Source organism: Mycobacterium montefiorense (assembly GCF_003112775.1).
Lineage (GTDB): Bacteria > Actinomycetota > Actinomycetes > Mycobacteriales > Mycobacteriaceae > Mycobacterium > Mycobacterium montefiorense.
In genome coordinates, this window is record NZ_BFCH01000018.1 from 530,675 (window position 1) to 547,475 (window position 16,801).

Sequence of the window (16,801 nt, forward strand, 5' to 3'; positions counted from 1 at the left end):
CGACGATGAGCGCGCCGATCGCACCGGTGTGGATAGCCTCGCCGCCGGAGGTACACGCAGCGTTGCTGAGCAGCGGTCCGGGACCAGGCTGGGTTCTGGTGGCTGCCGCCGCGTGGTCGTCGCTGAGTGCCGAATACGCCTCGGCCGCTGAAGAACTCGCTGGACTGCTGAACGCCGTGCAATCCGGCATATGGCAGGGGCTGGGCGTGGACAGCTACGTTTCCGCCCACCTGCCCTACCTGGGATGGTTGACCCAGGCCAGCATCGACAGCGCCGACGCGGCCGCTCTGCACCAAGTTGCGGCCGCGGCGTACAGCAGCGCCCTGGCCGGCATGCCGACCCTGGCCGAGTTGGCCCTCAACCACAGCGTCCACGCGGCTTTAACGGCGACGAACTTTTTCGGACTCAACACCATCCCGATCGCCCTCAATGAAGCCGACTACGCACGGATGTGGGTGCAGGCCGCCGCCGAGATGAGCTGTTACTCGGCGGCATGCGGTGCGGCCTTGTCGTCGACCCCACGCACCGTCCCGGCGCCGGCGATATTGAGGTCCCACGGTGCCAAGCTGTCCGCTCGGTGGGAATCCGGGGTGGCGCGTCTCGCCACCGACCCGCCCAGTGATGACCAGGCAGCGCGGAATTGGATTCGGCTGTGGTGGTTCATCGTGGAAAACATCGTGTTTTGGGCGATCGCGCTGTTCATCCTGACCATTCCCGTGCGGATACCGATCGTGCTTCCCCTGCTTATCTTCGGTATCAACCAATTCATCTCCACGTTGCAGAACCAGCAGGCGCCCGCCGAGCAGGCCGCTGACGCCGCCGTCGGCCCAGCGCCGAGCCCGCAACGCGCCCACGCAGCGCCGGCGGCACTGCGAATCGGTCGCGACGAGTCGGTCGCACCGGCTTTCGGTCCGGGTCTCGTCACCGGGTCGACCGGTGCGCCGGCCGGCGCGGCGACATCCTCGGGCGTGGGCGCACCGGCGCCGGTGACCGGCACCGAGACGCTCGGCTACCTGGCGCTCGGTTGCTCCCCGGAAACCGGCTTCGGGCCCACCCTGACCGACCGCGAGCAGGCCACCGCGCCGGATGCCGGCGTATCGGCGGCAACCGCGGCCGCGTCGGGTGCCAGCGGTCGGGGGCGAGTCCGGGGCCGCCGCCGGGTGGCGATGCAGGACTTCGGGCACGAGTTCGCCGACCTCGATGTCGCTGACCCGGATCCGCCGGCCGGTGCTCCTCGCGGTGGACTAGCCGACCGGGGCGCGGTGCCGTCCGCATCCCAATCGGGCGCCGGCCCGTTGGGGTTCTCGGGAACGGTGCCGAAGGACGGGGTGCACCCTGCGGGATTGGTGAAGTTGACCGGCATCGGCTTCAGCGCGGACGTGCAGGTGCCGATGATGCCCGGAACGTGGGATCAACACCCGGACCGGTCCGAGCGGCCGGCGCACGACGACGGTCGGGCTAAGGGCTAACGGTCTGCTTCGTCGAACTGGCTGCGTGTCGAGGGCCGGTTCTGTGTCAGTGAAGTCGCCTGGTCGAGGGGAGTGGTCGGGATACCCCGGCGCCCGCGGTTCGACATCGCGACCGCATCCGCACGGCAACCCGATGTGCCATGATGTCCAAGCTGTCGAGAGAGTGGGGAGCAGCTGTGGATCTGAACTTGTCGATGATCACGCGGCCGGTGGAACGACTGGTCGCGACGGCCCAGAATGGCCTGGAGGTCTTACGGCTGGGCGGCCTGGAGACCGGTACCGTCCCGTCGCCGTCGCAAATCGTCGAGAGCGTGCCGATGTACAAGCTTCGGCGCTACTTTCCGCCGGACAGCCGCCCCGGCCAGGGCCCGGTCGGCCCGCCGGTGCTGATGGTGCACCCGATGATGATGTCGGCCGACATGTGGGACGTCACCCGCGAAGACGGCGCGGTCGGCATCCTGCACTCGCACGGGCTGGACTGCTGGGTCATCGACTTCGGCTCACCCGACAAGGTCGAGGGCGGCATGCGCCGCAACCTGGCCGACCACATCGTCGCGCTCAGCCAGGCCATCGACACCGTGAAGGATGCCACCGGCAGCGACATCCATCTCGTCGGGTATTCGCAGGGCGGCATGTGGTGCTACCAGGTCGCCGCGTACCGGCGTTCGAAGAGTCTCGCCAGCATTGTGACCTTCGGTTCGCCGGTGGACACCCTGGCCGCCTTGCCGATGGGCATCCCGGCAAACTTTGCGCCGCCCGTCGCCAATTTCATGGCCGATCATGTTTTCAGCCGGCTGGCCATCCCCGGTTGGATGGCGCGGGCCGGATTCCAGATGCTCGACCCGCTCAAGACCGCCAAGGCTCGGGTCGACTTCGTGCGTCAGCTGCATGACCGCGAGGCACTGCTGCCGCGCGAACAGCAACGCAGATTCCTTGAGCGTGAGGGGTGGATCGCCTGGTCCGGCCCGGCGATCTCCGAGCTGCTCAAGCAGTTCATCGCCCACAACCGGATGATGACAGGCGGTTTCGCCGTCAACGGGCAGCTGGTCACGCTGACCGATATCAGCTGCCCGGTGCTGGCGTTTATCGGCGAGGTCGACGACATCGGCCAGCCGGCATCGGTGCGCGGCATCCGGCGCGCGGCGCCCAACGCCGAGGTCTACGAATCCCGGATCAGGACAGGGCATTTCGGCCTGGTTGTCGGATCCAAAGCTGCAGAACAGGGTTGGCCCGTTGTCGCGGCGTGGATCGAATGGCTTTCCACTGGCGGCGGCAAGCCATCGAGCATCGACCTGATGGCCGATCAGCCCGAAGAGCGGACCGACAGCGGCGTCGCGTTGAGTTCTCGGCTTACCCATGGCATCGGTGAGGCGTCGGAGGCGGCGCTTGGGCTGGTGCGGGGCGCGACGGGCGCGGTGGTCGCGGCCAACAAGTCCATGCGGACATTGGCCGTCGAGACCGCGCGCACCCTGCCCCGGCTGGCCCGGCTGGGCCAGATCAATGACCACACGCGAATCTCGTTGGGCCGCATCATTACCGAGCAGGCTCGCAACGCGCCGCGCGGCGAATTCCTGCTGTTCGACGGTCGTGTGCACACCTACGAGGCGGTCGACCGGCGCATCAACAACGTCGTTCGCGGCCTGATTGAGGTGGGCGTGCGGCAGGGCGATCGAGTAGGCGTGCTGATGGAAACGCGACCCAGTGCGCTGGTCGCGATCGCCGGGCTGTCGCGGCTCGGCGCGGTCGCCGTCGTGATGCACCCCGAGGCTGATCTGATCGCATCGGTCCGGCTCGGGCGAGTCACCGAAATCCTGACCGACCCCACCAACCTGGATGCGGCGCGCGAATGGTCCGGACAGGTCCTGGTGCTCGGTGGCGGTGAGACGCGCGACCTGAACCTCCCCGACGACGGCAACGTCATCGACATGGAGCAGATCGACCCGGAAGCCGTCGAACTGCCTGCCTGGTACCGGCCCAACCCGGGCCTGGCCCGCGATCTGGCCTTTATCGCGTTCAGCGTGGCCGGTGGCGAGCTGGTCGCCAAGCAGATCACCAACTTCCGGTGGGCGGTGTCGGCATTCGGTACCGCGTCGGCCGCCGGCCTGGACCGCCGCGACACCGTGTACTGCCTGACGCCGCTGCATCACGAGTCCGCGCTGCTGGTCAGCCTGGGCGGCGCGGTCGTCGGCGGTACCCGCATCGCGTTGTCGCGCGGCCTGCGCGCGGACCGCTTCGTCCAGGAAATTCGGCAGTACGGCGTCACGGTGGTGTCCTACACCTGGGCGATGTTGCGGGACATCGTGGACGATCCGGCTTTTGTGCTGCACGGCAATCATCCGGTGCGGCTGTTCATCGGTTCGGGTATGCCGACCGGGTTGTGGGAGCGGGTGGTCGCCGCGTTCGCGCCCGCGCACGTCGTCGAGTTCTTCGCCACCACGGATGGACAGGCGGTGCTGGCCAACGTGTCCGGCGTCAAGATCGGTAGCAAGGGCCGCCCGCTGCCCGGCGCCGGGCGTATCGAGCTCGGTGCCTACGACACCGAACACGACCTGATCCTGGAAGACGAGCAGGGTTTCGTCCAGGTCGCCGACGTGGACCAGGTCGGAGTGTTGCTTGCGGCGTCCAACGGGCCGATCGATCCGACGGCGTCCGTCAAACGCGGCGTCTTCGCGCCTGCCGACACCTGGATTTCCACCGAGTCCCTGTTCCGGCGCGACGAGGATGGCGACTACTGGTTGGTGGGCAGGCGCGGCTCGGTGGTGCACTCCGTGCGCGGCCTCGTCTATTCCGAGCCCGTGACCGACGCGCTCGGCCTGATCAACGGCGTGGACCTCGCGGTGACCTACAACGTGCCGTTCGGCACCCAGGAGGTGGCGGTGTCCGCGGTGACGTTGTTGCCCGGAGCCAGCATCACCGCGGCGGATTTGACCGATGCCTTCGCCGAAATGCCGATCGGGCTGGGGCCTGACATCGTGTGCGTGCTGCCGGAAATGACGCTGAGCGCGACGTATCGCCCGACGGTCAGTGCGCTGCGAGCGGCCGGGATCCCCAAAGCCGGGCGCCACGTCTGGTATTTCGATTCCGCCAGCAACCAGTATCGCCGGTTGACTCCGGCGATACGCGCCGAACTGAACGCCACATATAAGGGCGACGATGCTTGACGACACCCTGTTGAGCATCCTGGTCTGCCCGCAAGACCGGGGTCCGCTGCTGCTGGTGGGGGACGAGCTGCTCTACAACCCGCGGCTGCGCCGGGCGTATCGCATCGAAGACGGCATCCCGGTGCTGCTGATCGATGAGGCGCGCGACGTCGACGAGGATGAGCACGCCCGCTTTAGCCGGATGAGCCGTCCGGCAGATCCCCGGTGAGGTAGCGCTGCAAGGTCGGCGCGATGGTCGCCGCGATCTGCTCGGCCGGCAGCGACGCGAACGGCTCGATCCCCACGATGTAGCGAGCCAAAACAACGCCCATCAACTGCGACGCGACGAATTGGGCCCGGATCTTGCCCGTGCCGGGCGGATTGTCGACGCGCGATCCCACCTCTTCGACGACGATCTCCTGCAGGAACGACCGCGCCAGGCTGACGTCGGCCCCGGTGAGCAAGGCTCGCATGGTCGCGATCAAACCCGCGCCCACCTCGGAGTCCCAGATCGGCAACAGCACTGAGGGCAGCCGCAGTCCGAGTTCGTCGACCGGCGTTTCGCGCATCGGCACCAGCACCGTCATCGGGTCGATCGGAAGGTGGATTGCGGCGGCGAACAGCTGCTGCTTGGTGCCGAAGTAGTGATGCACCAGGGCCGCGTCAACACCCGCGCCGGCGGCCACGGCCCGGATCGACGTGCGATCAATACCATTGCTGGCAAACAGTTCTCGCGCACTGGCCAGAATGCGGTCCCGGGTGTCGGAGCTTCCGGCCGGCCGCCCGGGACGCCGGCGCCCGGTGTTGGCGGCCGTCACCTAGGCCGTCCGTGTCGACCCGCTGCGCCCGGCTGCGCCGCGCTTGCGATCGCCACTACCCGGTCCGGCGCCGCAGAGTCGCGGCGGCCAGGCACAGCGCCGCGAAAGCGGAACCCGCCACGACGACGATGTCGCGCACCGCGACGCCGGTCAGCTCGGCGTGTGAATTCACCTGTTGCAGTGCTTCCAGCGCGTAGCTGGCCGGCAGGACGTTGCTGATCCATTGCAGCCAGTCTGGCATCAATGCGCGCGGCACGATGATGCCGGCCAGCAGCAGTTGCGGCACCATCACCAGCGGGATGAACTGCACGGCCTGAAACTCGGTGCGCGCGAAGGCGCTACACAACAGGCCCAGGCCAACGCCCAGCACCGCGTTGACGATGGCGATCACGAACACCCACGCCCAGCTGCCGGCGGTGTCGAAGCCGAGGAACCAGAATGCCGCCGTGCAGGCCACCGTTGCCTGCACGGCCGCGGCGATCGAGAACGCGGTGCCATACGCGATCAGCAGGTCGAGCCGGCGCAGGGGAGTGGTCAGAATGCGCTCCAGCGTGCCCGACGCCCGTTCGCGCTGCATGGTGATCGCCGTGATGATGAACATCACGAACAGCGGAAAGAGGCCGAGCAGAATCAGGCAGGCGTTGTTGAACGGCGACGGTGTGCCGGGAAGGTGCCGCGCATTGTGAAACATGAAGTACATCAAGGTGATAACCAGCACCGGCACCACCAGGATCATCGCGACACTGCGGTGATCAGCGGCGAGCTGACGCAGAATCCGTGTCGTGGTGGCGGTGTAGCCCCTTATCCCTAGCCTGCCTGGCGCGTGATGTTGCGCTTGATGATGGACAGAAACGCGTCCTCCAGTGACGTGCATCCGGTGTCCTCTCGTAGTTGGGTCGGCGTGGTGTGCGCGACCAAATTCCCTTCGCGCATCAGCAACAGGTCTTTGCAGTGATCGGCCTCGTCCATCACGTGGCTGGAGACCAACAAGGTGGTTCCGGCACGGGCAAGTTCGGTGAACTGCTCCCAGAGGTCTGCGCGCAGCACGGGGTCCAGGCCGACCGTGGGTTCGTCGAGCACCAGCAGCTCCGGCTGGCAGACCAGCGCGCACGCCAGCGAGACTCGGGTGCGCTGGCCGCCGGAAAGGTTGGCGCAGAACGCGGTCCGGTGATCGCTCAGCCCGACCCGTTCGATCGCGTCATCGGCGGCCGGACTGTCGAAGCCGTAGAGCGCCGCGAAGTAGCGCACGTTGTCGACGATCCGCAGGTCGTCGTAGATAGTGGGGTCCTGCGGCAGGTATCCGACGCGGCGGCGCAGCTCGGGGGAGCCGGCCGGTCTGCCGAGCACCGTGACCGCACCCGACGTCACAATCTGCGTGCCGACGATGCACCGGATCAGCGTGGTCTTGCCGCAGCCGGACGGGCCCAGCAGGCCGGTGATGCTGCCCCGCGCGACCTGTACCGAGAAGTCTCGCATGGCGGGGCGTTTACCGCGAACAACCCGCAGATGGTTGATGTCGACGGCCGGTTCGGAGCGGTCCGGGATTAATTCATCACGAGATGAAATCATCATGTGATGAATATCCGCCGCCGGTGCGGAGGTGTCAAGGGCCAGCTACGGGCCCGTGGCCCGGGTATTCAGCCCGGGGAGCCGGGGCGGCGCAACGGCAGATGGCCGTGCACGCCTTCGGCGTAGGCGGTTTCGGCGTGCTGGGTGAAGTCGACTCCGGTGGTCTCGTCTTCGGCGCTGAGCCGGAAGCCCATCACCCGATCGATCACCTTGGCGAGGACGAACGTCACCGCGAACGCATACACCGCGACGACGACGATCGCGAGCGCCTGCTTGCCGAGTTGGCCGAAGCCGCCTCCATAGAAGAGGCCCTGCGGGCCCGCCGTCATGACCGCCGTAGCGAACAGTCCGATCAGGGACACCCCGACGACCCCGCCAACGAAGTGCACACCGACCACGTCAAGCGAATCGTCATAGTTGAAGCGCAATTTCGCGGTCACCGCGAACGCGCACACAACGCCCGCGGCGAGTCCGACTGCCGCCGCGCCGAGCGTGTTGACGGTGCCGCAGGACGGGGTGATCGCGACGAGGCCGGCGACCACACCGGATGCCGCGCCGAATGTCGTGGGCCTACCGTCCCGGATCTGTTCGACCGCGAGCCAGCCGAGCATGCCGAGGCAACCGGCGACGAGCGTGTTGAGGAAGATGGCCGCGGCAGTTCCGTTGGCCGCCAACGCCGAACCGGCGTTGAAGCCGAACCAGCCGAACCACAGCAGCCCGACACCGACGAAGAGCAACGGCAGGTTGTGGGGTCGCATGGCGTCTTTCTTGAAGCCGATGCGGGGCCCGAGTGCCAGCGCCAGCGCCAGCGCCGAGGAGCCGGAGACGATCTCGACGACCAGGCCGCCCGCGTAGTCGAGCACACCCATCTTGGCCAGCCAGCCGCCGGGCCCCCACACCCAGTGCGCGACAACCGCATACACGCCGATCGTCCACACTGGGACGAAGACGACCCAGGCGGCGAATTTGGCGCGGTCGGCGATCGCGCCGCTGACCAAGGCCGCCGTGATGATCGCGAAGGTCAGCTGGAACGTGGCATAGAGCAGTTCGGGAACCGTGCCGTGAGCGGTGTCGGGCGTGATGCCGAGCATCCCGATATGGCTGAGGTTGCCGATGAACCCGCCCGCCCCGTCCTCGGAGAACGCCAGCGTGTAACCGACCAGCAGCCACGCCACCGTGACCAGGGGTATCGAGATGAAGCTCATCATGATCATGTTGAGCACCCCGGTGGTGCGAACCATCCCGCCGTAGAAGATGGCCAGGCCGGGGGTCATCAGTAGGACCAGTGCGGTACTGGCCAGCAGCCACGCGGTGGCGGCGGGGTCTATTGCATGCATGTTTGGGCTCCTTCGCCACGCGGCAACCGGGATATTGCCATGTTTATGGTCTGGGTAGGTTCGGTGGGTGGGTGCAGGCCAGCTGGTAGTCGACCCGGTCGCGGCCGCGCACCGGCTGTTAGGAGCCACCCTCACCGCGCGGGGTGTGAGCGCAATCGTCGTCGAAGTCGAGGCCTACGGAGGCGTGCCCGACGGTCCCTGGCCGGACGCGGCGGCACACTCCTACCGTGGGCGCAGCGGCCGCAACGGCGTGATGTTCGGGCCGCCCGGGCGCCTGTATACCTACCTCAGTCATGGGATCCACACCTGCGCCAATGTCTCGTGCGGACCCGACGGCACCGCCGCCGCGGTGCTGCTGCGCGCCGCCGTTATCGAGGACGGCGCCGACATCGCCCAGGCCCGCCGCGGCGCGGCCATCCGCGGCCCCGCTTTGGCGCGCGGCCCCGGGAACCTGTGCTCGGCATTGGGAATTACCATGTCCGACAATGGGATTGACTTATTCGACCCGGACAGCCCGGTGACGTTGACGTTGAATGCGGCCAACGGCGCGGTGGCGGGCCCACGGGTCGGGGTCAGCCAGGCCGCCGACCGGCCGTGGCGGCTGTGGCTTGCCGGTCGACCGGAAGTCTCGGCGTATCGGCGAAGTCCGCGGGCACCCGCGCCCGGCGCCAGCGACTAGCCTCTTACCCCATGATCCTCGACGAGCTGGGCTGGCGTGGGCTGATCGCGCAGTCCACCGATCTAGACGCCCTGGCCGCCGAAGCGCAGCGCGGACCGATGACGGTCTATGCCGGCTTTGACCCGACCGCGCCGAGCTTGCACGCGGGGCATCTGGTGCCGCTGCTGGCGCTGCGCCGCTTTCAGCGCGCCGGCCACCGCCCGATCGTGCTCGCGGGCGGTGCCACCGGCATGATCGGGGACCCGCGCGAGGTGGGCGAGCGCAGTCTCCACGAGGCCAACATCGTCGCCGAATGGACCGAGCGGATTCGCGGTCAGCTGGAACGCTTCGTCGACTTCGACGACTCACCCACTGGCGCGATCGTCGCGAACAACCTCGAGTGGACGAGCCAGATGTCGGCGATCGAGTTCCTGCGGGATCTCGGTAAGCACTTCTCGGTCAACGTGATGCTGGATCGCGACACCATTCGGCGGCGGCTCGACGGCGACGGCATCTCCTACACCGAGTTCAGCTACATGCTTCTGCAGGCCAACGACTACGTCGAATTGCGCCAGCGCCACGGCTGTGCGCTGCAGATCGGCGGCTCGGATCAGTGGGGCAACATCATCGCCGGTGTTCGCCTGGTCCGGCAAAAGCTCGGGGCGACGGTGCACGCGCTGACCGTCCCGCTGGTGACGTCGGCCGACGGCACCAAGTTCGGCAAGTCCACCGGCGGCGGCAACGTATGGCTGGACCCCCAGCTGACCAGTCCGTATGCCTGGTACCAGTACTTCGTCAACACCGCCGACGCCGACGTGATCCGCTACCTGCGATGGTTTACCTTCTTGTCCGCCGACGAGCTGGCCGAGTTGGAACAGGCCACCGTCGAGCGTCCGCAACAGCGTGCCGCCCAACGGCGGCTGGCCACCGAACTCACCGTGTTGGTGCACGGCGAGCAGGCGACCGCGGCCGTCGAGCACGCCAGCAAGGCGCTCTTTGGTCAGGGCGAGTTGGATCGCCTCGACGAGGCGACGCTGGCCGCGGCGCTACGTGAGACGTCGATTGCCGAGCTCAAACCCGGTGCTCCCGGTGGGATCGTCGACCTGTTGGTCGCGAGCGGCCTGTCGGCGAGCAAGGGCGCCGCACGGCGCACGATCGGCGAAGGTGGCGTGTCGGTCAACAACGTTCGGGTCGACAGCGACGAATGGGCCGCGCAGGACTCGGATTTCCTGTACGGCCGGTGGCTTGTTTTGCGTCGCGGCAAGAGGAACATCACCGGCATCGAAAGGGTAAGTGGCTGAGGATTTCAGCGGGGATCTCGCCATTATCGGAGGGGATGCCGATATGAGGAGGGGAGGCCTCGTTGGAAGGAGTGGCGAGATCCCCGCTGTGAGAACCAGTTTTCCCGGATTCGCGGCTCGCTGGTATCCCACAACCGGCTGAATTACCGGTGGATATCCCGTGTCCCCCGATCGGGGGACAGCATTCACCCGGTGGGCGGCCGTCGGTAGTGTCAAATTACTTGTACGGCAATGTAATTCGTGGCCGCATCTCGATCGGCAGCGGCGGTGTGCACTCGCCGGCGCAGCATACTCCACCCGGAACTGTCAACAAGTTCGGAGCAAAACGCGGTGGTGCACAAACTTTTACCTTGCCGTGCCCTAAACGTGACACTCGTTGGCCACTGTAGTCACAGTGATTTTGCGCAGCCACCAAACAATCGACGAGAGCGAGAGATGACGGCGCAATCAATGACGTACCAATGGACCTTACGAGCCGGCGGCCCGACGAAGGCCTTCGGCTTTATCACGTTGACCGCGGCTCTAGTCGCCACAGCGGCGACGATGGCGGCCCCCATCCGCGCCGACATAGCGGGCAACGCCTTCCTGTCGGCGCTGACCAATGCCGGCATCGCCGTCACCCAGCCGGCTACGACGCTGGCGCAGGGCCAATCGGTCTGTCCGATGCTGGTCCAGCCGGGTAGGTCGTTCGATTCTGTCGTCTCGCAAATGGCCACCGGCAACGGAATGACCGAGAAAAACGCGGGCATATTCACGATCCTGGCGATCGGGACGTTCTGCCCTTCGATGATTGCGCCGTTGATACCGGACCGGTTCAAGGCGTAGCGAGACCCCCGGTTGGGTGCCCGTATCCTCTTCAGGAGGACGCGAGCAATTGAGGTGAACGACACGAGTGGTCGACGACAGGCAGCGCAACAACGGCGAACGACGCCCGCGCTCGGGGTCTGGGGGCACACCCAAACGTGGGCCGCGAACCGCGCATGAGGCACCTCGGTCGTCGGGACCGGGCCGGGCGCGCCAGGCCCAGCCGCGCAGCGGCGACGGTGAGCGGGTGGCGGACGCCGGGCCCCCGATACCGCCCGGGGTGGACGCCAAACAGCTGGCCCCTGAAATCCGCGGTGAACTGAGCACCCTGGACCGCGCGACCGCCGAGGCGGTGGCGCGCCACCTGGTCGCGGCGGGTGAGCTGATGGACGAAGACCCGGAGGCCGCACTCAACCACGCCCGCGCCGCCCGGGCTCGGTCCAGCCGGATCGCGGCCATTCGCGAGGCTGTCGGGATCGCCGCCTACCGCTACGGCGATTGGGCTCAGGCGCTGGCCGAATTGCGCGCCGCCCGCCGGATGGGCAGCAAGTCCGCGCTGCTCGCGCTGATCGCGGATTGCGAACGCGGCCTTGGCCGTCCGGAACGGGCCATCGAACTGGCTCGCGGCGACGAGGCGGCCCAGCTCACCGGTGACGACGCCGACGAGCTGCGCATCGTGGTCGCCGGCGCCCGCGCCGATCTCGGGCAGCTCGAGCAGGCGCTGAGCGTGTTGTGCACGCCGCAACTCGCCCCGGGTGGCAGCGGTCCGACGGCCGCCCGGTTGTACTACGCCTACGCCGACACCCTGCTGGCGCTCGGCCGCAACGACGAAGCCCTGAAATGGTTCTTGCATTCCGCGGCCGCCGACGTCGACGGGGTCACCGACGCCGAAGACCGGGTCAGCGAGCTGGGCTGACAGGCAGGATCGAATTAAGTGAATAGCATTGCGCAGGAATACGATTGCCTGCTCATCGACCTGGACGGCACAGTATTTCGCGGCCACAGCGCCACCGATGGGGCGGTGCAGACGCTCGACGAGGTGGGCAGCCGCAAGCTGTTCGTCACCAACAACGCCTCGCGCAGCGCCGACGAAGTAGCGGCGCATCTGCGTAACCTGGGCTTCACCGCCACCGACGACGACATCGTCACCAGCGCCCAAAGTGCTGCCCGTCTGCTTGCCGGTGAGCTGCCACCGGATTCACCCGTGCTGATCGTCGGCACCGACTCGCTGGCCAACGAAATCGCCGCCGTCGGACTGCGTCCGGTGCGTGGTTTCGACGACAACCCCGTCGCCGTCGTTCAAGGTCTCTCGATGACCATCGGCTGGTCCGATCTGGCCGAGGCCGCACTGGCTATCCGGGCGGGCGCACTGTGGGTGGCGGCCAACATCGATCCCACCCTGCCCACCGAGCGGGGCCTGTTGCCCGGCAACGGATCACTGGTGGCTGCTCTGCGGGCGGCGACCGGCGCCGAACCCAAGGTGGCCGGAAAGCCGGCCCCGACGCTGCTCAACGATGCGGTTGCGCGTGGCGACTATCGCGCGCCACTGGTGATCGGCGACCGGCTGGATACCGACATCGAGGGCGCCAACGCCGCCAAGTTCCCCAGCCTGATGGTGCTGACCGGGGTCAGCAGCGCGCGGGACGCCGTGTACGCCAAACCCGAGCAGCGGCCCACCTATATCGGCCACGACCTGCGCGCGCTGCAACAGGACAGCAAACTGCTCGCGGTGGGGCCGCAGCCCGGCTGGACGACCGATGTCGCAGATGGCGTCGTGACGGTCAGCGGCGACGGCGATGACGGGGACGGGCTGTCGATCGTGCGCGCCGTGGCCAGCGCGGTCTGGGGCGCCCAGTCCGCCGATTTCCAGGGACAGCCGGCCCGCATCCGGCCCGGCGGCGACCGGGCCCGCGACGCGCTCGAGCGCTGGTCTCTCGTGCACGCGGACTAGCCGATGACTACCGTAGAACCGCAATGAATATCGATCCTGAACAGATTCGCGCCGACATCGACGCCCTGCTGGCACAGCTACCCGACCTGGCCGACCTGGAAAACGGGGACAACGAGGCTCGGGAATACAAGCTCGCCGAACTCGAAGACATCGCACGCCGGCTTTCCGAGGCACATGACGTGCTGCTGGCCGCGCTGGAGTCGGCGGAGAAGGGCTGAGTGCGGGCATGGCACGGCGCGCCCGCGTTGACGCCGAGCTGGTGCGGCGCGGCCTCGCGCGATCCCGTCAACAGGCCGCCGAGTTGATCGGCGCCGGCAAGGTCAGCATCGACGGCATGCCCGCGGTCAAGCCCGGCACCGCCGTGGCCGTCACCGCGGCATTAGCCGTCGCCGACGACGGCGAACGCCGGTGGGTGTCACGCGGAGCGCACAAACTCATCGGCGCACTCGACGCCTTCGGGATCCTCGTCGACGGCCGGCGCTGCCTGGACGCCGGCGCGTCGACCGGCGGCTTCACCGAAGTTCTGCTGGATCGGGGAGCCGCCGAAGTCGTGGCCGCCGACGTGGGATACGGCCAGTTGGCCTGGTCACTGCGCTCGGACCCGCGGGTGATCGTGGTCGAGCGCACCAACGCTCGCGACCTGTCGCCCGAGGCGATCGGCGGGCGTGTCGACCTCATTGTGGCTGACCTGTCGTTTATCTCGTTCACCACGGTGTTGCCCGCGCTGGCTGGTTGCGCGTGCCCCGGCGCAGATATCGTTCCCATGGTGAAGCCGCAGTTTGAGGTGGGGAAGGGTCAGGTCGGTGCTGGCGGGGTCGTTCACGACCCCGGATTGCGCGCCGACTCGGTGCTGGCAGTCGCGCGACGGGCCGCAGAATTGGGCTGGCACACCGTCGATGTCACGGCCAGTCCGCTGCCGGGTCCGTCGGGCAATGTCGAGTACTTCCTGCGGTTGCGCGCCGAAACCGATCGGGGGCTGTCGGGCGACGGGCTGGTCGACGCCGTGCAGCGTGCGGTAGCAGAGGGTCCGCAATGACCGCCGAACGCACCGTCCTGCTGGTCGTGCACACCGGACGCGAGGAAGCGACCGAGACCGCGCGCCGCGTTCAGAAGGTGTTGAGCGACAACGGAATTTCACTTCGGGTCCTGTCCGCCGACGCGGTCGACCGGGGTCCCCTGCCGATATCCCCCGACGACATGCGGGCGATCGGCGAGGTCCAGGTGGTCGACGCCGAGCCCAACGCGGCGGACGGCTGCGAGCTGGTGCTGGTGCTCGGCGGCGACGGCACCTTCTTGCGTGCGGCGGAACTCGCCCGCAACGCCGGCATTCCGGTGCTGGGTATCAACCTGGGCCGCATCGGCTTTCTGGCCGAGGCTGAGGCGGAGGCCATCGATCGGGTGCTGGAACATGTAGTCGCGCAGGACTACCGGGTGGAGGAGCGCCTGACGCTCGACGTCGCCGTGCGCCACCGCGGACGAGTCATCGATAAGGGCTGGGCGCTCAACGAGGCCAGCCTGGAAAAGGGCCCGCGGCTGGGAGTGCTGGGCGTGGTTGTCGAAATCGAAGGACGACCGGTGTCGACCTTCGGCTGCGACGGGGTGCTGGTGTCCACGCCGACCGGATCGACCGCCTACGCGTTCTCCGCGGGCGGCCCGGTGTTGTGGCCGGACCTCGAGGCAATTCTGTTGGTGCCCAACAATGCTCACGCATTGTTCGGCCGGCCGATGGTCACCAGCCCGGACGCCGCCATCGCGATCGAGATCGAGGCAAGCGGCAACGACGCCATGGTGTTCTGCGACGGCCGCCGCGAAATGGTGCTGCCCGCCGGGGGACGGCTCGAGGTGAGACGCTGCGGCACCGCGGTGAAGTGGGCACGCCTGGACAGCGCCCCGTTCACCGACCGCCTGGTGCGTAAGTTCCGGTTGCCCGTGACCGGTTGGCGCGGAAAGTAACGGCGCCGCAGCGGTGCTGACGCAATGCTGACCGAAATCCGCATCGACTCCCTGGGTGCGATCAGCTCCGCGGTCGGGGAGTTCGACCGCGGCCTGACCGTGCTGACCGGCGAGACCGGCACCGGCAAGACGATGGTGGTCACCGGCCTGCACCTGCTCGGCGGTGCGCGCGCCGACGCCAACCGGGTGCGGTCGGGCTCCGAACGTGCGGTCGTCGAAGGCCGTTTCACCACAACCGATCTCAATGACGCAGTGGTCGCGCAGCTGGATGAGATGCTGGACGCCTCGGGCGGGGAGCGCGACGAGGACGGCAGCGTGATCGCGCTGCGCTCGGTTAGCCGGGACGGACCGTCGCGAGCCTATCTCGGCGGCCGTAGCGTGCCTGCGAAGTCGTTGGGCGACTTCACGACCGGGCTGCTCACCCTGCACGGGCAGAACGACCAGCTGCGGCTGATGCGGCCCGAGGAACAACGCGGCGCGCTGGACCGGTTCGCGAAGGCCGGTACCGCGCTGGAGCGCTACCGCAAACTGCGCGACGCCTGGTTGTCGGCGCGGCGCGAGCTGTTCGACCGCCGCAATCGCATGCGGGAACTCACCCTGGAGGCCGATCGGCTGAGTTTTGCGCTCAATGAGATCGACGCCGTGGACCCGCAACCCGGTGAGGACGACTCCCTGATCGCCGACGTCGTGCGGCTCTCCGAGCTGGACACGCTGCGCGAAGCCGCGGCCAGGGCTCGCGCGGCGCTGTCGACCGAAGAACTGTCGGGGGGCAGCGCGGCCGACGGCCTGGGGCGGGCCAGGGCCGCACTGGAATCCACCGACGACGCCAAGCTGCAGGCGCTGGCCGAACAGATCCGCGTGGCGCAGACCGTGGTCGACGACGCGGCCCAGGAACTCGGCAGCTACTTGGAAGAGTTGCCCGTCGATGCCAGCGCGCTGGAGTCAAAGCTGGCCCGCCAAGCCGAGCTGCGGACGCTGACCCGCAAGTACGCCGCGGATATTGACGGGGTGCTGCAGTGGGCGGCCGAATCACGCGAGCGGCTTGCCCAGCTCGACGTGTCGGAGGAGGGGCTTGCGGCACTGCAGCGCCGCGCCGACGAGCTTGCCGGTGAACTGTCGCAAGCCGCGGTCGATCTCAGCAAGTGTCGACGCAAGGCGGCCAAGCGGTTGGCGAAAGAGGTGACCACGGAGCTGTCCGGGCTGGCGATGGCGGATGCCGAATTCACCATCGAGGTGAGCACCGATGTCACCACCGACACCGACGACCCGGCCGCGCTCGTGCTGGCCTCCGGCGAGCTGGCCCGGGCCGGCAGTGACGGCATCGACGAGGTCGAGTTCGGGTTCGCCGCACACCGCGGCATGACGGTGCTGCCCCTGACGAAGAGCGCCTCCGGGGGCGAGCTGTCCCGGGTGATGCTGGCTCTGGAGGTGGTGCTGGCCGCGTCGGCGGCGGGCACCACGATGGTGTTCGACGAGGTCGACGCCGGCGTCGGGGGCCGTGCCGCCGTCCAGATCGGCCGGCGGCTGGCGCGGTTGGCGCGCACCCATCAGGTCATCGTGGTTACCCACTTGCCGCAGGTCGCTGCGTACGCCGACGTACATCTGGTGGTGCATCCGGCCGGACCCAGGGGGACCAGCGTGGTGCGCCGCGTGCTGGACGACGAGCGGGTGGCCGAGCTGGCGCGGATGCTGGCCGGGCTGGGCGAATCCGACAGCGGCCGTGCCCACGCCCGGGAGCTCCTCGACGGCGCCCAGAACGATGAGATCTAACCGACGGGGACTTTTTATCAGCCTGTGACAG

General features: G+C 68.0%; 16 protein-coding genes. 12 read left to right on the forward strand and 4 right to left on the reverse strand.

Annotation, left to right across the window (positions count from 1 at the left end; translation table 11 throughout):
• Positions 1-5 precede the first annotated feature (5 nt).
• The 3 genes from DB708_RS14980 (at position 6) to DB708_RS14990 (ending at position 4,838) form a co-directional block, all read left to right on the forward strand.
• Positions 6-1,469, forward strand: a complete 1,464-nt coding sequence (locus DB708_RS14980) for a PPE family protein (protein ID WP_201263527.1) — start codon at positions 6-8, stop codon at positions 1,467-1,469.
• A gap of 143 nt (positions 1,470-1,612) precedes the next feature.
• Complete coding sequence (locus DB708_RS14985) at positions 1,613-4,630, forward strand: acyl-CoA synthetase (RefSeq protein ID WP_108924272.1); 3,018 nt, start codon at positions 1,613-1,615, stop codon at positions 4,628-4,630.
• Positions 4,623-4,838 carry a Trm112 family protein gene (locus DB708_RS14990; protein ID WP_108923041.1) on the forward strand — a complete coding sequence of 72 codons (216 nt, stop codon included), beginning with the start codon at positions 4,623-4,625 and terminating at the stop codon, positions 4,836-4,838. Before DB708_RS14985 ends, DB708_RS14990 begins: the two co-directional genes overlap by 8 nt.
• Here DB708_RS14990 and DB708_RS14995 read toward each other — a convergent pair.
• The 4 genes from DB708_RS14995 to DB708_RS15010 all read right to left on the reverse strand — a co-directional run bounded on the left by DB708_RS14995 (position 4,804) and on the right by DB708_RS15010 (position 8,333).
• Positions 4,804-5,427 (reverse strand): TetR/AcrR family transcriptional regulator, encoded by a 624-nt coding sequence (locus DB708_RS14995; protein WP_108923043.1) that lies wholly within the window; start codon positions 5,425-5,427, stop codon positions 4,804-4,806. The two genes, DB708_RS14990 and DB708_RS14995, sit on opposite strands and share 35 nt — an antisense overlap.
• 55 nt (positions 5,428-5,482) lie before the next feature.
• Positions 5,483-6,232, reverse strand: coding sequence for an ABC transporter permease (locus DB708_RS15000; protein ID WP_235616827.1), 750 nt, complete (start codon positions 6,230-6,232; stop codon positions 5,483-5,485).
• A gap of 2 nt (positions 6,233-6,234) precedes the next feature.
• Positions 6,235-6,999, reverse strand: a complete 765-nt coding sequence (locus tag DB708_RS15005) for an ABC transporter ATP-binding protein (RefSeq protein WP_108923047.1) — start codon at positions 6,997-6,999, stop codon at positions 6,235-6,237.
• Between the two features lie 65 nt (positions 7,000-7,064).
• Complete coding sequence (locus DB708_RS15010) at positions 7,065-8,333, reverse strand: ammonium transporter (protein ID WP_108923049.1); 1,269 nt, start codon at positions 8,331-8,333, stop codon at positions 7,065-7,067.
• A 67-nt stretch (positions 8,334-8,400) separates the two neighbouring features.
• Between DB708_RS15010 and DB708_RS15015 the strand changes: the two genes are divergently transcribed.
• The 9 genes from DB708_RS15015 to recN all read left to right on the forward strand — a co-directional run bounded on the left by DB708_RS15015 (position 8,401) and on the right by recN (position 16,770).
• Positions 8,401-9,012 (forward strand): DNA-3-methyladenine glycosylase, encoded by a 612-nt coding sequence (locus DB708_RS15015; RefSeq protein ID WP_108923051.1) that lies wholly within the window; start codon positions 8,401-8,403, stop codon positions 9,010-9,012.
• Between the two features lie 11 nt (positions 9,013-9,023).
• Complete coding sequence (gene tyrS / locus DB708_RS15020) at positions 9,024-10,292, forward strand: tyrosine--tRNA ligase (RefSeq protein WP_108923053.1); 1,269 nt, start codon at positions 9,024-9,026, stop codon at positions 10,290-10,292.
• A gap of 435 nt (positions 10,293-10,727) precedes the next feature.
• Positions 10,728-11,117, forward strand: coding sequence for a DUF732 domain-containing protein (locus DB708_RS15025; protein ID WP_108923055.1), 390 nt, complete (start codon positions 10,728-10,730; stop codon positions 11,115-11,117).
• A gap of 67 nt (positions 11,118-11,184) precedes the next feature.
• A complete protein-coding gene (locus tag DB708_RS15030) occupies positions 11,185-12,012 on the forward strand; it encodes a tetratricopeptide repeat protein (protein WP_108923057.1) in 828 nt (275 codons plus the stop codon).
• A gap of 18 nt (positions 12,013-12,030) precedes the next feature.
• On the forward strand, positions 12,031-13,047 hold the full coding sequence (locus tag DB708_RS15035; protein WP_108923059.1) for an HAD-IIA family hydrolase: 1,017 nt from the start codon (positions 12,031-12,033) through the stop codon (positions 13,045-13,047).
• Positions 13,048-13,070: 23 nt separating this feature from the next.
• Positions 13,071-13,265: a hypothetical protein gene (locus DB708_RS15040; protein ID WP_108923061.1), complete on the forward strand. Its 195-nt coding sequence runs from the start codon at positions 13,071-13,073 to the stop codon at positions 13,263-13,265.
• An 8-nt stretch (positions 13,266-13,273) separates the two neighbouring features.
• The gene (locus DB708_RS15045) at positions 13,274-14,083 is read left to right on the forward strand and encodes a TlyA family RNA methyltransferase (protein WP_108923063.1); all 810 of its coding nucleotides are present in this window, start codon (positions 13,274-13,276) and stop codon (positions 14,081-14,083) included.
• Entirely contained in the window at positions 14,080-15,000 is a 921-nt protein-coding gene (locus DB708_RS15050) for an NAD kinase (RefSeq protein WP_108923065.1), read from the forward strand. The genes DB708_RS15045 and DB708_RS15050 overlap by 4 nt, the downstream gene beginning before the upstream one ends.
• 24 nt (positions 15,001-15,024) lie before the next feature.
• Positions 15,025-16,770: a DNA repair protein RecN gene (gene recN / locus DB708_RS15055; protein ID WP_108923067.1), complete on the forward strand. Its 1,746-nt coding sequence runs from the start codon at positions 15,025-15,027 to the stop codon at positions 16,768-16,770.
• Positions 16,771-16,801 lie beyond the last annotated feature (31 nt).

What these genes read in the sequence shown, in the direction of transcription:
- DB708_RS14985 (WP_108924272.1), top strand. Translation starts at nt 1,613, where the DNA reads ATGTCCAAGCTGTCGAGAGAGTGGGGAGCAGCTGTGGATCTGAACTTG.
- DB708_RS15005 (WP_108923047.1), bottom strand. Translation starts at nt 6,999, where the DNA reads ATGATGATTTCATCTCGTGATGAATTAATCCCGGACCGCTCCGAACCG.
- DB708_RS14990 (WP_108923041.1), top strand. Translation starts at nt 4,623, where the DNA reads ATGCTTGACGACACCCTGTTGAGCATCCTGGTCTGCCCGCAAGACCGG.
- recN (WP_108923067.1), top strand. Translation starts at nt 15,025, where the DNA reads ATGCTGACCGAAATCCGCATCGACTCCCTGGGTGCGATCAGCTCCGCG.
- DB708_RS15045 (WP_108923063.1), top strand. Translation starts at nt 13,274, where the DNA reads ATGGCACGGCGCGCCCGCGTTGACGCCGAGCTGGTGCGGCGCGGCCTC.
- DB708_RS14980 (WP_201263527.1), top strand. Translation starts at nt 6, where the DNA reads ATGAGCGCGCCGATCGCACCGGTGTGGATAGCCTCGCCGCCGGAGGTA.
- tyrS (WP_108923053.1), top strand. Translation starts at nt 9,024, where the DNA reads ATGATCCTCGACGAGCTGGGCTGGCGTGGGCTGATCGCGCAGTCCACC.
- DB708_RS15010 (WP_108923049.1), bottom strand. Translation starts at nt 8,333, where the DNA reads ATGCATGCAATAGACCCCGCCGCCACCGCGTGGCTGCTGGCCAGTACC.
- DB708_RS15040 (WP_108923061.1), top strand. Translation starts at nt 13,071, where the DNA reads ATGAATATCGATCCTGAACAGATTCGCGCCGACATCGACGCCCTGCTG.
- DB708_RS15050 (WP_108923065.1), top strand. Translation starts at nt 14,080, where the DNA reads ATGACCGCCGAACGCACCGTCCTGCTGGTCGTGCACACCGGACGCGAG.
- DB708_RS15025 (WP_108923055.1), top strand. Translation starts at nt 10,728, where the DNA reads ATGACGGCGCAATCAATGACGTACCAATGGACCTTACGAGCCGGCGGC.